Annotated in this window: 15 protein-coding genes; all 15 read right to left on the reverse strand. The window is 42.3% G+C overall.

The genetic code is table 11. The annotated features are described in order from the left end of the window. Positions 1 to 9 precede the first annotated feature (9 nt). The gene (gene lysS, locus VEB00_02505; GenBank protein ID HYF81887.1) at positions 10 to 1,500 is read right to left on the reverse strand and encodes a lysine--tRNA ligase; all 1,491 of its coding nucleotides are present in this window, start codon (positions 1,498 to 1,500) and stop codon (positions 10 to 12) included. Between the two features lie 11 nt (positions 1,501 to 1,511). Then, the gene (gene greA, locus VEB00_02510; protein HYF81888.1) at positions 1,512 to 1,985 is read right to left on the reverse strand and encodes a transcription elongation factor GreA; all 474 of its coding nucleotides are present in this window, start codon (positions 1,983 to 1,985) and stop codon (positions 1,512 to 1,514) included. 342 nt (positions 1,986 to 2,327) lie between these two features. After that, the gene (locus VEB00_02515) at positions 2,328 to 3,170 is read right to left on the reverse strand and encodes a hypothetical protein (protein HYF81889.1); all 843 of its coding nucleotides are present in this window, start codon (positions 3,168 to 3,170) and stop codon (positions 2,328 to 2,330) included. A gap of 135 nt (positions 3,171 to 3,305) precedes the next feature. After that, positions 3,306 to 4,247 carry a quinate 5-dehydrogenase gene (locus VEB00_02520; protein HYF81890.1) on the reverse strand — a complete coding sequence of 314 codons (942 nt, stop codon included), beginning with the start codon at positions 4,245 to 4,247 and terminating at the stop codon, positions 3,306 to 3,308. Positions 4,248 to 4,253: 6 nt separating this feature from the next. Next, entirely contained in the window at positions 4,254 to 4,778 is a 525-nt protein-coding gene (locus VEB00_02525) for a transcriptional regulator (protein HYF81891.1), read from the reverse strand. 388 nt (positions 4,779 to 5,166) lie between these two features. Next, positions 5,167 to 6,144: a tRNA dihydrouridine synthase DusB gene (gene dusB / locus VEB00_02530; protein HYF81892.1), complete on the reverse strand. Its 978-nt coding sequence runs from the start codon at positions 6,142 to 6,144 to the stop codon at positions 5,167 to 5,169. Positions 6,145 to 6,178: 34 nt separating this feature from the next. Next, a complete protein-coding gene (locus VEB00_02535; GenBank protein HYF81893.1) occupies positions 6,179 to 6,952 on the reverse strand; it encodes a type III pantothenate kinase in 774 nt (257 codons plus the stop codon). A 144-nt stretch (positions 6,953 to 7,096) separates the two neighbouring features. Continuing rightward, positions 7,097 to 8,086, reverse strand: a complete 990-nt coding sequence (locus VEB00_02540) for a biotin--[acetyl-CoA-carboxylase] ligase (GenBank protein HYF81894.1) — start codon at positions 8,084 to 8,086, stop codon at positions 7,097 to 7,099. Positions 8,087 to 8,222: 136 nt separating this feature from the next. Beyond that, on the reverse strand, positions 8,223 to 8,624 hold the full coding sequence (locus VEB00_02545; protein ID HYF81895.1) for a biotin/lipoyl-containing protein: 402 nt from the start codon (positions 8,622 to 8,624) through the stop codon (positions 8,223 to 8,225). Between the two features lie 25 nt (positions 8,625 to 8,649). Next, the gene (locus VEB00_02550; protein HYF81896.1) at positions 8,650 to 8,946 is read right to left on the reverse strand and encodes an OadG family protein; all 297 of its coding nucleotides are present in this window, start codon (positions 8,944 to 8,946) and stop codon (positions 8,650 to 8,652) included. A 127-nt stretch (positions 8,947 to 9,073) separates the two neighbouring features. Continuing rightward, complete coding sequence (locus tag VEB00_02555) at positions 9,074 to 10,621, reverse strand: carboxyl transferase domain-containing protein (GenBank protein ID HYF81897.1); 1,548 nt, start codon at positions 10,619 to 10,621, stop codon at positions 9,074 to 9,076. A gap of 27 nt (positions 10,622 to 10,648) precedes the next feature. Further along, complete coding sequence (mce, locus tag VEB00_02560; GenBank protein ID HYF81898.1) at positions 10,649 to 11,050, reverse strand: methylmalonyl-CoA epimerase; 402 nt, start codon at positions 11,048 to 11,050, stop codon at positions 10,649 to 10,651. 41 nt (positions 11,051 to 11,091) lie between these two features. Further along, the gene (gene meaB / locus VEB00_02565; protein HYF81899.1) at positions 11,092 to 12,045 is read right to left on the reverse strand and encodes a methylmalonyl Co-A mutase-associated GTPase MeaB; all 954 of its coding nucleotides are present in this window, start codon (positions 12,043 to 12,045) and stop codon (positions 11,092 to 11,094) included. Positions 12,046 to 12,054: 9 nt separating this feature from the next. After that, complete coding sequence (locus VEB00_02570) at positions 12,055 to 12,456, reverse strand: cobalamin B12-binding domain-containing protein (protein HYF81900.1); 402 nt, start codon at positions 12,454 to 12,456, stop codon at positions 12,055 to 12,057. 19 nt (positions 12,457 to 12,475) lie between these two features. Continuing rightward, positions 12,476 to 14,155 carry a methylmalonyl-CoA mutase family protein gene (locus tag VEB00_02575; GenBank protein HYF81901.1) on the reverse strand — a complete coding sequence of 560 codons (1,680 nt, stop codon included), beginning with the start codon at positions 14,153 to 14,155 and terminating at the stop codon, positions 12,476 to 12,478. Between the last annotated feature and the right edge of the window lie 62 nt (positions 14,156 to 14,217).

Genomic DNA, 14,217 nt, shown 5'->3' on the forward strand with positions numbered 1-14,217 from the left:
TGATTATTACTATGCTTGTGGTTTCATTGTCGGGAAGAGTATTACATCCCTTATGGAGTAGGAATCTGTAAGGAACATTATTATTCTGTCTATTCCTATACCAAGTCCTCCTGTAGGAGGCATACCAATTTCAAGAGAATTTACAAAGTCATCATCTGTTGCATATGCTTCGTCGTCTCCAAGTTCCTTATCATTTGCCTGCTGCTCAAATCTTTCCTTTTGGTCGATTGGATCGTTAAGTTCAGTATAAGCATTTCCAATCTCTCTGGCATATATGAAGGCTTCGAACCTCTCTGTCATTGTCGGGTCATCATTCTTCTTCTTGGTGAGTGGTGATATCTCCACCGGGTAGTCCATAATGAAGGTAGGCTGTATGAGGTGCTCTTCAGCATATACTTCAAAGGCTGCGTTCAGTATATCACCTTTAGAGCAGTCCTGAAGCTTTTTCTTCAGCTCATCAACAACCTTGAGCTTCTTAGCTACTTCTCTTGCTTCCTCATTGCTCTTTATTTCATTGAAGTCAACACCGGAATATTTCTTAACAGCTTCTACCATGGTCAATCTGTTCCATGGTGGTGCAAAATCCAATTCAATTCCCTGGTAATTGACCTTAGTTGTTCCCAGGACCTTCTCCGCACAATATGCTACAAGGTTCTCCGTAAGCTCCATCATATCGTTGTAATCGGCGTAAGCCTGATATAATTCAATCATTGTGAATTCAGGATTGTGTCTGACGTCAATACCTTCATTTCTGAAGTCCTTGCCCATTTCATACACTCTCTCAAAACCGCCGACTATAAGTCTCTTCAAATAAAGCTCTGTAGCTATCCTGAGATATAAATCTATATCCAAAGCGTTGCTGTGAGTTTTAAAAGGTCTCGCTGCAGCTCCGCTGGCTATTGTAGCAAGTATTGGTGTATCTACTTCTATGTAATCCTTTGCATCAAGGAATTCTCTTATTGCCTTTATTATCTTTGTCCTCTTATAGAATGTATCCCTTACATCATCATTGACAATAAGGTCTACATATCTCTGTCTGTACCTCATTTCAGTATCCTTAAGTCCGTGCCACTTCTCCGGAAGGGGCTGCAGTGACTTGCACAATAAGAGTACCTGCTTTACATGTACTGATATCTCGCCTCTTTTTGTCTTGAAGACAAAACCCTTTATGCCGACGATATCACCGATGTCATAGGTCTTGAATATCTTGTATTCCTCTTCACCTATCTCATCCTGCTTAATATATGTCTGTACTCTTCCATATCTGTCCTGAATATCGCAAAATGATGCTTTTCCCATGTCCCTGAATGACATAATTCTTCCAGCTATAGAAACATCCTTGCCTTCCATCTCTTCAAAATTATCCTTGATGTCCCTTGAATGGTGAGTCTGATCATAATTCAATATTTCAAAGGGGTTTCTGCCTGCTTCTTTCAGCTGCTCAAGCTTATCCCTTCTGATCTTTAGTATCTCACTCAGGTTCAGTTCATCATTAGCCATGTTAATTCCCCCTACTTATTTATGTTGAGTATCTCATATTTGATTACTCCATCCGGTACAACAATGTCGACAATACTGCCAATGCCTTTGCCCATCAAAGCTTTACCTACAGGAGATTCATTTGAAATCTTAAGATTGAGTGGATCCGCTTCAGCAGATCCTCCGATTGTATATTCAACCTCGTCGCCGAGTTCAACGTCCTTAAGAGTGACCTTGCAGCCCACGCTTACAATGTCTGTCTGAATATCGTCCTCATCTACTACCTTGGCAGTTTTTAGAATGTTCTCTACCTGTGCAATTCTACCTTCCACAAATGCCTGCTCATTCTTTGCTTCGTCATATTCTGAGTTCTCAGATATGTCTCCAAAAGCTAAAGCCTGCTTTATTCTAAGTGCCACCTCAGCCCTTCTTTTACTCTTTAAAAAGTCCAATTCCTCTTCAAGTTTAGCAAGACCTTCTATTGTTAATATGTTCTGTTTGCTCACAGTCTCCTGCCTCCCGTTCCATAAGATTTTGTGCGAATACACATAAAATCTGGCTCGTAACCTAGCCAGTACAATGAAACCCTATACACTGTTCGTATTAATGATAAGTAGTATTGATAATATGCTCCTAATACTTTTTTTTATGCTGTGTATGTATTCCTATTATCCATTTTCTTTCTTGACACGGTATTATTAGCCTTTGTAAAATCTAGCTTGTTCAGCGTTCTTTTTACTTTATTTGTTTATTATAATGTAGTAGTTTCCGTATGTCAAGTATTAGTGAAAGGCTCCAAATAAAGCAAGGCAATACCTGTAAGGTGTTATTATCGACTATGACCTGAGTTACTGTCTTGAGATATATAAATAAGGAAATCTCTTTATAAAACCTATAAGACTTCTTTCCTTGTAAAAGTGCCTCAATATCCCAAGCATTTCATCGTTAAAGCAAACAAGGGTGTTGTCTTCACTCAAACCCTCCAGCCTGTCATTCCATAATAGAACCTGACTGATTTTTTCGAAATTGCCTGTTGCAGAATTATCTCCAACTAAGATCTTTCCTGTCAGTTCAGTCTGATATGGTTCAAGGTCCACACTATCGTCTGCCAGTATAATGTCACTTTGGGAGATTGCTCTGTCTAAATCCTTCGTAAAAACAGCTGATATTCCCTTCTCAGCCATAAGCTTTTCGAAAACCGCCTTTTTAAAGCTGCTATCCATTTTGTCATGCTCATAAATAAATACCCCGCAGGCTTCCTCTGACATTGTGCTGACATACTGATAGCTGGTGGACTCCCCGACAAAGCACAGGTTCTTTTTCAGCAGATTGGCATTTTTCTCTCCTGATAGTTTAATAAGTACAGCCAAACCTTTGATTGCCTTAATTTCATCAATAATACCCCTTTCTATGCTGCTTTCCATATGCTCCATACCGCTTCCAAAATAATACTCAGTATTCTTCCCTATAAAAAAGCTGATGCTATTCTCCATGCACAAGCTTTTCAGTGCCTTGGCCATCCGTCTGTTATCAGCAGGCACTTTCATAACAGGGCATTCTATTATATGCACTTTAATTTTATTCTGGGCATTGCCTACTTCAATGATTTGGCTAATACTCGGCATAGCAAAAAAATTCAATATTTTCGGCAGAGTGCTTCTTCTAAAAATAACTATAGCAGCATTATACATAGCATCCCCTCCGAAAATATTGAAATTTGAAGCCCGCATGCCGTATTATGAAATAAAATAACCGTCAGGCAATTTCCTCATATAATAATATTAGAGGCCTGACGGATATATGCTTGGTTTTATTTAACAATTGTTCTATACCTGATTATCCGCATAAATCACCTCTTCATTATCAAAGTGTTCCACCCTTGGCTGGAAATTTATCTCCTTCAGCACCCTCAGATAGTCATCGGTCGTTATTTCATCCATTCCCATGCCTATGAGTGCTACCAGCAGTGCCTCAATAACGTTGGTGCCGAAGGAACGCCCCTCCAGATCCGGAGTCGATGTAACCAGTGTGCGTATTCCGCATTCCTTGAGCCATTTCATATCTTCTTTTGTCACAGTATTCGTAACAACCATTTTTCCCTGCATTCCACCGGGCATATACTGTTTTATATAGTGAAAATCGCCGGCTACAATATCTGCATCATAAAAGAATTTATCAAACTTGCCTGCCCTGTTGATATCTTTGTTCTGCTCCTTACCTGTAGGATACAGCATTTCAAACGGCAGACGGCATGCTATAGGAGCGATTATGCTTGCTATCCTGTCCAACATTTTCAGGGACTTAATAGGTATGTTGATGCCCAAAGCAACCATAAGGTCTCCAAGAATAAGTTCGCAGCCCATGTCCTGAAAGCCTTCCGCCATTCCATACCTGTCAATGGCAGGAAGAATAAACACGCTCTTCCCCTTAAGCTTTTCCACATTATCATTTATAAAGCGAGGTATCTCCTTTTCCAGTGACACCTTAAGGCCAGAGCCGTCAACCATTGGGGTGATCTTTGCAGCTTCCCTTATAGGAAGAGCATCTTTTATCCTGTAACGATTTTTACCCGCATTCAGGTAAACATCAATTCCCCCCATTCCAAAGGCATCTACCTTCCCATCCAGCTCCTCGATTAGTTTGATTGCTTTCTGAATGTCACCGTCAGTTCCTATCCTCTCAATAATTACATTTTCATTGTTGATATCCATGGACACCCTATGGTCCCTTTTGGAAGAGCCTATGCTTATACTAACTATATGCTTCATATTGCACTATCCTTTCAGTGTAATTAATATATCCGTCAAATTATCCAGATTCACATTGACATCTTCTTTTATCGGAGATTTCCCTATATCTATCTCTATAATCTTGTTGTCCAACAAATCTCTGGCTATCCGGTTGCGATAATCAGAGGCCATGACAATAACAGTATCAAAGCTTCTGAATTTATTGATAAGCTCCATTATTTTGTTGGAAAGCTGCACCCCGCTGCAATCGTTAACAAAATCCGTTCTTTCTTTCTCTGACATAAGGATGCTATACTCAACTCCATAGGTTCTAAGCACCTTCTCCACTTCTATTTTATTCTTTATTGGAAAGCCTATTGCCGCGATGCTTTGACCTTTTCTTATCTCTCCCAGTCCTTCAAGCCGTGAGATAAAGGTTCTCTCCACTCCAAGCTTCTCTGCTACCTCCTGCTGTGATAATCCCAACATACGAAGCGCAAGAATTTCCTTGACTTTACTATTTATTTTTATCCTGCTTATTACCTTATCCCCAATTCGTACAATATCCATTCTCACACCTCTAACATTCTATTATCGGTTTGTGCACCATATTGTATACAGCTTAATTGTAATACTTATGTTTTTCTTTCACAATATGGAAATTGACCACACCAAAAAGAAAACTCCCGGGAAGCCTAACTTCCCGGGAGAAATAGTAGAACGGTATGCATCAGAATAGCAAAGCGGTCCTGTCTTTAGCTGAAGTATACTTATACAGAAATTGTCAATGGCTCTTATGAACGAAACCTTAGACATTACCGTATGCGAGGCATGGACGCCAAGCAAGCTTCCACGTCCACGGATGGATATTGGAAGCGTTAGGTAATTCTTAGGTTAAGAGAATTAGTGCCATCAATTTTTGTATACCTATACGCAGCTATAGACAGGGCCGCTCTTGTTACTTGCTTGCCTTACTAATGTAATCCAAATACTCCATTAATATATCCTTAACCTCCGCACAGGTGGTCAACTTGAATATCTCAGTCTTTACTTTGGTGGAGCCAGGCATTCCCTTAAGATACCACGCTGCATGCTTGCGCATCTCCTTAACCCCTACCCCTTCTCCTTTAAGCTCTGTCACCATGCTCATATGCGTTATGATTGTTTCCACCCTCTGTTCAAAGGTAGGCTCAGGCAGAAGCTGTCCAGTCCTAAGGTATTCTATCGTACGCTTGAATATCCAAGGGTTGCCTTGTGCCCCCCTCCCAATCATTACTGCGTCACAGCCCGTCTCTTCAAACATTCGCTTTGCATCCTGAGGTTTTACTATGTCTCCGTTTCCTATTACAGGTATATTGATTTCCCTTTTTACTTGTTTTATTATGCTCCAGTCAGCATTGCCGCTGTAATACTGTTCTCTTGTTCTGCCGTGGATGGCTACTGCTGCTGCACCCTCTTGGGCTGCAATGCCGGCTATCTCTACAGCATTGACCAAATCAGCATCCCAGCCCTTTCTGGTTTTTACAGTAACAGGCACCTTCACGGCTTTAACAGCAGCTCTAACAATCTCCCTTACCAGGTCCGGCCTTCTCATAAGGGCGCTGCCGTCGCCATTCTTCACTATCTTAGGCGTAGGGCATCCCATATTAATATCTATTATTGCTGCCCCATTTGCTTCTGCCTGTCTTGCAGCCTCCGCAACTATCTCAGGGTCACTTCCGAAAACCTGCACTGCCGCCGGTCTTTCCTCCTCAGCTATCTCCAATAACACTGCAGTATTATCGCTTTTATAATGCAGCCCCTTGGCGCTGACCATTTCTGTATAAGTAAGTCCGCAGTCCTGCCTTTTACACAGTATCCTGAAGGCCATATCAGTAACTCCCGCCATAGGAGCCAGAAATACATTGTTATTTAGCTTTACACTGCCTATCTGCATCATGATTTTACCTGCCTAAAAGCCCTAATTGCCACTAGCTTTCCCTGTTTCTTTCGTAAATTATTCTCAGCCCTTCAAGAGTAAGCAGGCCGTTTACTGTATCAATGGTTTCAGATTCTGAGGCAATCAGCTTTGAAAGGCCTCCGGTAGCAACTACCTTCGCATCCGGCTCCCCCAGTTCCTTTTTCATACGTCTTACCAGATAATCCACCTGTCCTACATAGCCGTATATTACTCCGGACTGTATACTGTTAATGGTGTTCTTGCATATTACTGCTCCAGGCTTTATAAGTTCAACTCTCGGCAGCTTGGCAGTCCTTTCAAAAAGTGCATCCATGGAGATCCTGATGCCGGGTGATATTGCTCCTCCCAGATATTCGCCGTTCCTTGACACTGCACAGTAGGTAGTAGCTGTACCAAAGTCCACGATTATAAGTGGCCCGCCATATATCTCATATGCGGCGACAGCGTTTACTATCCTGTCCGCTCCCACTTCTTTGGGATTATCAAGCTTTATGTTTATACCTGTTTTGATGCCTGGGCCAACTATCAATGGCTCCCTGCTGAAGTATTTTCTTGCCATATGTTCAAGCGTGTACATTATAGGGGGTACCACTGAGGAAATTACTACAGCTTCTATATCAGAAAACTTATAGTCTTGGATTGCAAACAGCTGACTTATAATCATCCCATACTCATCAGAGGTCTTTTCCGCATCAGTTTTTACTCTCCAGAAGTTGACAAGCTTTTTCTCCTGATAAATTCCCAAAACAATATTTGTATTTCCAACGTCAATAACAAGTACCATACTATATCCTCCACAAAAATAATTCTATTTTTATATTCATATATTCAAATACCTCAAAGCCTTGCCCGAATACCTCGAACCTCGAACCCGCAATGTCAGCAGTAATATTCTAGCATCACTGCAGTTTTTTTTCAACTATGCCCCCTATATATATCCGTGCAAGCCCCTTACAGATACCTCTCCAGACATTATCTCCTTTATTGTTCCGTCTCCAAGCTGTACCACAAGATGCCCTTCTTCAGATATATCTATTGCCAAGCCTATTATTTCCTCTTTCTTGCTTATTACCCTTATCTCCTTGCCTAATACTGCGGATTTGCTCTTATATCCAGCTAGTAAAGACTCTATGCTGCCCTCTCTTACAAAATCCTCATATACTTCTTCCAGCTCGTTGAGCACTGCAGCTACTAAGGCCTTCCTCGAAACAGCACTGCCCTTTTCCAGTCTAATGGATGTTGCAATGCTTGAGATTTCAGTTCCAAAATCCTCATACTCCAGATTTGCATTGATTCCTATGCCCACAATCACGTTCTTTATCTCATCGGCCTCTGCACTCATCTCGGTCAGTATCCCGCAGAGCTTTTTACCGCCTGTCACAATGTCGTTAGGCCATTTTATTCTTGCATCCAGTTGACAGCAGCTCCAAAGTGCCTTAGATACAGCATAAGCAGCTGCAATTGTCAGTTTTGGAGCATCTGCGGGCAGTATGTCAGGTTTCAGCATAATGGACATCCATATACCTTTGCCCTTTGTGGAGACCCACTGTCTTCCCAATCTTCCCCTTCCGGCAGTCTGCTCATCAGCAATTATCACTGTTCCTTCCTCGAAGGACTCCTCTGCTGCTTTCTTTGCAAATGTGTTTGTAGAAGTAACGCTGTCTAAATATATAATCTTCCTGCCTATGTATTTAGTGTTCAATAAAGGTTGAATTTCACAAGATGACAGCACATCCGGGCTTCCGATCAGCTTATATCCGCTGTTGGTCTGGGATTCTATGCTGTAGCCTTCACTTCGAAGCTTGGTGATATGTTTCCATACAGCAGTTCTGGATATACCGAGCTTTCTGCTTATCTCCTCACCGGATACCGATTGTCCGTTGCTAGCTTTTAATTGTTCCAATATCTTGTTTTTCACATCTTCACCTCGCCCTGATTTAATCCTCGGACCTCGCACCTCGAACCCCGCACCTCATATTTACTATTTTACTATAACTCCAAAAAAAAATCAGACAATTTCTTGTCTGATTTTCATTTCTATTTCTTTCAAGGCATTATGCCAATGTGAACAGCACCTGTCCAGTATTTACTGAATCACCCTGGGTTATTGCTACTGATGCTATTGTGATCTCGCCACCCGCCATTATTTCGTTTTCCATTTTCATAGCCTCAAGTATGCAAAGAACATGTCCCTTTTTCACTGTGTCCCCTGCTTTTACATTTATACTCAAGATTGTACCAGGCATTGGTGCTGTAATTGTGCTTGCACCTGCTGGGACTGCAGCTGGAGCAGCTTTCGGTGCAGGTGCTGGAGCAGCTTTTGGTGCTGCTGGTGCCGGAGCCGCCGCCGCCCTTGGTACAGGCTGAACTGCAGGTGCTGCGCTTACGCCGTCTTTTATTTCTTCTACTTCAACCTCATAGCTTTTACCGCTGACATTTATCATAAATTTTCTCATGATATATTCCTCCTAAATTTAATATTTAGAACCTGTTAGCCATCTGTTCCGTTCTGCTGATCTTGCCCCAGACAGGAGTCTGGTCGTCAACACGCTTGATATTTCGCACTACTATGTTGCTTCTGCCGCCCAGACATGATATCAGCGCTGCTGTTATCACTGCAATAAGTTCGTTATCCTCGGCAGCTCCATTGTTGTTTTCCTGCGGTATTGCAGCCTCAACTGGTTCTGATTTTTGAACCTGAGCCGCCTCTGTGCCTTCTTTCTTCTCTTTACCCTTTCCAAAAAGGGTTGCTAGAAAGTTGTTGCTAGAATTAGCCATTATTTCACCCCATCGCTCTTATTATAACGAGTAGGAGCGTATATTCCACCTTAATTTGTCACGCTCCGTTAAACGAGTTTCAAGAAAGGCTTCCTTGGTTGTTAAAATGCTTTAATAGAAGCCTTTTTTATACCGGGAGGTTGCCGTGCTTCTTCGCCGGCCTGCTTTCTCTCTTGCTTGCCAGCATTTCGAAGGCACTTGCAAGTCTCTGTCTTGTTTCCGAAGGTTCTATAACAGCGTCAACAAAGCCTCTGCTTGCTGCTATATACGGTGTAGCAAACTTTTCTCTATATTCCTGTATCTTTTCTGTACGAGCTTCTACAGGATTCTCTGCATTTTCAATATCCTTCTTGAATATGATATTAGCCGCACCTTCAGGTCCCATAACTGCAATTTCAGCCATCGGCCATGCAAAAACCATATCAGCTCCAAGATCCTTGCTGCACATTGCAAGATATGCTCCGCCGTATGCTTTTCTTACAATCATTGTAACCTTAGGCACTGTTGCTTCACAATATGCATAAAGCATCTTAGCGCCGTGCCTTATGATTCCGCCGTATTCCTGGTTTGTTCCCGGCAGGAAGCCTGGTACGTCAACAAGATTTAATATAGGAATATTGAAGGCATCACAGGTTCTTATAAACCTTCCAGCTTTGTCGGAAGCATTTATATCCAAGCAGCCCGCCAGAATCTTAGGCTGGTTTGCTATTATCCCTATGCTTGCACCATCTATTCGGGCATATGCAGTAATTATGTTCTGTGCATAATAAGGCTGGACTTCCATAAAGTCGCCATTGTCTACTATAGATTTTATTATGTCCTTCATATCATAAGGCTTATTTGCATTTAGTGGAACTATTGTATTCAGTGACTCTTCTATTCTATTAAGATCATCACCTGTTTCAATAACAGGTGCTGTCTCCATATTATTTGAAGGCAGGAAGCTTAGAAGTCTCTTTATTTCTTCGATACAAGCTGTCTCATCAGGGCTGATGAAATGAGCTACACCGCTTACCCTATTATGAGTCATTGCACCGCCAAGATCTTCCGCTGAAACCTCTTCTCCTGTAACTGTCTTTATTACCTGTGGGCCTGTTATGAACATTTGGCTGGTCTTATCAACCATGAATACGAAATCGGTAAGAGCTGGGGAATAAACCGCTCCGCCGGCACATGGCCCCATTATTACAGAAATCTGTGGAATAACTCCTGATGCTATAGTATTTCTGTAGAATATCTGTCCATAGCCTGAGAGAGCATCAACACCTTCCTGTATTCTTGCTCCGCCTGAATCATTCATTCCTACTACAGGTGCTCCCATTTTGAGAGCCAAATCCAATACCTTGCATATCTTCTTTGCATGCATCTCACCAAGGGATCCTCCAACTACGGTGAAATCCTGCGCATAAACATACACCAATCTGCCGTCAACAGTACCATAGCCTGTAACAACACCTTCTGCGGGAGCCTCCAAAGACTCCATTCTGAACTCTGTGCATCTGTGCTTTATAAATGCATCTAACTCCACAAAGCTGTCCTGGTCCATCAGCAGGTTAATTCTCTCTCTTGCAGTGAGTTTTCCAGCTTTGTGCTGCTTCTGTACTCTATCAGCACCGCCACCCTCTGTTATCTTGTCCAACCTGCTATGTAAATCGTTGATTTTATCTACTGACATAGAATCTCCTCCATTTTCATAACTCTATTACTTTCTTTCACAAAGTTCTATCAAAACACCGCTAGTGCTTTTGGGATGAAGGAATGCTATTCTCGCACCACCGGCTCCATACCTTGGCTTTTCATCAATGAGCCTCATGCCTTTTGCTTTCATCTCTTCCAATGCTGCCTCTATGTCATCTACTCTAAAGGCTATGTGCTGAATTCCCTGGCCTTTAGCTTCAATAAACTTAGCGATTGGTCCCTCTGGAGATGTCGATTCCAATAGCTCTACCTCAGTATCCCCTACCGGTAGGAATGCCACTTTTACTTTTTGCTCCTCAACCACTTCAACTCCGTGGAGCTCCAGGCCCAGAACATCCTTATAAAGCTTTACCGCTTCATCAAGATTGCTGACTGCTATGCCTATATGGTCTACCTTGTTTAACACTTACATACCTCCAATCCTTATTACAATGTATATTTCAATCATCAATAATTAAGCTCGCGATTTTTTGTGAATTCATCAATTAATCTGTCTGTAGCTGAATATGGATCCAACTGCCTTTCCATGACTTGTTGCGCAAGCTCATCAATAATGTTGGTGCCCTCACCCAAGTTGTATACTGTTCTCATAACTGTATCTCTGAAAATATCCATTATCTCTGTCCGCAGTCTGTTTATTTTTTTCTGTCCATAGCTTCCGCTTTTATTAAGATATTCCCAATGGTTTTCAATGAGTTCCAGAAGCTCTGCTATTCCTGTATTATCTCTGCCAATTACGTTTAACACGGTCGGTCTGTACTCTTCACTTCTGTTGAAATCCAGCATTGCTTCTATCTCAGCAGCAGTACGCTCAGCACCATCTCTGTCAGATTTATTGACAGCAAATATATCCCCTATTTCCATAATGCCTGCCTTGATAGCTTGTATGTCATCCCCCAGCCCCGGCACCATAATCATAACCACTGTATCTGCAAGCTTTACAATATCAATTTCAGACTGACCCACGCCTACAGTCTCAATAAAAATGTAGTCCATCCCAAAGATATCCAAAACCTTGACAGCTCCATGAGCAGCCTTTGATAATCCTCCCAAGGCTCCTCTTGTGCCCATGCTTCTTATGAAAACTCCGGGATCAGTACTGAGATCAGTCATCCTAACTCTATCTCCCAGGATTGCTCCACCTGTAAATGGGCTCGTAGGGTCCACAGCTACAATGCCTACTTGTTTTCCTGCCTTTCGGAGCAGCTTGGCAAGCTTATCTGTTACAGTACTCTTTCCAGCTCCCGGCGGTCCGGTAATGCCTATTATTCTAGCATGTCCGGTCATACTGTAACACTCTTTAATTATTTGAACAGCTTCTGTATCTCCATTTTCCATCATGGATATCAGTCTAGCGGCAGCTCTTTTATCTTTTTTCAGTAAACCTGCCTTAACATCCATATTAATCCCCTATACGTTTCTCTTAATGTTTTCTTTTATAAAATCTATAGTCACTGACGTAGGAGTCCCCGGTGTAAATATCCCTGCAACACCTGCACTAATAAGACCTGGTATATCATCCTCAGGGATAACTCCTCCACCTACAACAAGAATGTCGTCAGCACCTTTTTCCTTAAGCAGATTGACAACCTTGGGGAAAAGGTGGTTGTGGGCTCCTGATAATATACTCATAGCTACACAATCTGCATCCTCCTGTATAGCTGTTTCAACTATCTGCTCAGGGGTCTGCCTAAGGCCGGTATATATTACCTCCATGCCTGCATCCCTAAGTGCTCTTGCAACAATCTTTGCACCCCTGTCATGACCATCAAGCCCGGGTTTAGCAACTACAACTCTTATAGGCCTATCCAAATTCATAACCTCCTTCAAATTATAACACTATCGACTGCTGGTACTCTCCAAATACTTCTCTAAGCACCCCGCAGATTTCTCCTAATGTAGCATAAACTTTAACTGCCTCCAGAATCAAAGGCATCAGGTTGTCATCACCTTGTGCAGCTTTTCTCATAGCCTCTAAAGCTGAATTCACCTTGCCATTATCTCTTTCACCGCGCAGTTTAGCAAGCTTCTTTTTTTGAAGCTCTCCAACTATCGGGTCAACTCTTAAGAGTCCTTTTGGAGCTCCTTCTTTAACTTGGAACTTATTCATTCCAACTACTATTCTGTCTCCTGCCTCTATTTCCTTCTGATATTTATATGCGCTGTCTTGTATCTCTTTCTGTATGTAGCCTCGGTCTATAGCCTTTGCAGCTCCGCCAAGCTCATCTATCTTGCTTATATATTCCTCTGCCTTCTGCTCTATCTGGTCTGTCAGGCTCTCTATATAATAAGATCCCGCGAGAGGGTCTGCTGTCTCAGTTACGCCGCTTTCATAAGCCACAATCTGTTGTGTCCTAAGAGCAATTCTTACTGAATCCTCTGTCGGAAGAGCAAGTGCCTCGTCCCTGGAGTTGGTATGAAGGGACTGAGTGCCTCCCAATACTGCTGCCAATGTCTGAATAGCAACCCTCACTATATTGTTGTCAGGCTGCTGAGCAGTCAGAGTACAACCACCTGTCTGGGTGTGAAATCTCAACATCATTGATTTTGGACTCTTAGCGTTGAATCTTTCCTTCATAATCTTAGCCCAGAGTCGTCTTGCAGCTCTAAACTTCCCTACCTCTTCCAACAGGTCATTATGAGAGTTGAAGAAGAAAGACAGCCTGGGTCCGAAGTCATCTACATCCAAGCCTGCTTTTATAGCAGCTTCAACATAAGCAATTCCGTCGGCAAGTGTAAATGCTACCTCCTGTGCTGCTGTTGAGCCTGCTTCCCTTATATGATATCCGCTTATGGATATTGTGTTCCATTTAGGTACTTGCTTTGAACAATACTCAAAAATATTCGTAATTAGTCTCATGGACGGTTCTACTGGGAATATGTACGTTCCTCTTGCAATATACTCCTTGAGTATGTCATTTTGTATTGTGCCTAGAAGCTGGTCTGGCGATACTCCCTGCTTCTCTGCAACTGCTATATACATTGCCAGCAGCACTGCGGCTGGAGCATTTATTGTCATTGAAGTACTTACTTTATCAAGTGGAATACCGTTAAAGAGTATTTCCATATCCTCTAGGGAATCTATTGCAACTCCAACCTTCCCCACTTCCCCTTCAGAAAGTGCATGGTCGGAGTCATAGCCTATCTGTGTCGGCAGGTCAAAAGCTACACTTAGTCCTGTCTGACCTTGTTCTAAAAGGTATTTATATCTCCTATTGGATTCTTCGGCAGTTGCAAAGCCTGCATACTGTCTCATCGTCCAGAATCTGCCCCTGTACATGGTGGGCTGTACGCCTCTGGTGTATGGATATTCCCCCGGATACGACAGATTTTTGCTATAGTCAAGGTTTTCTATATCTTCCGGTGTATAAGCCCTCTTTACCTTGATACCTGATGAGGTCTCAAACTCCTTCTTCCTTTCAGGCTGCTTGGCAATTACTTTTGTATTGACATTGTTTTCCCATTCATCATTGGATTTCTTCAACTGTCCCAGCTTTTCCTTATCGAACATATTTACCCTCCTTATTGATTTGAGTATAACTTTATTGCTCTAACTTGCATTATAAAGCCATA

The organism is Clostridia bacterium, from assembly GCA_035628995.1.
In the GTDB taxonomy this organism is placed as follows: Bacteria; Bacillota; Clostridia; order Lutisporales; family Lutisporaceae; genus BRH-c25.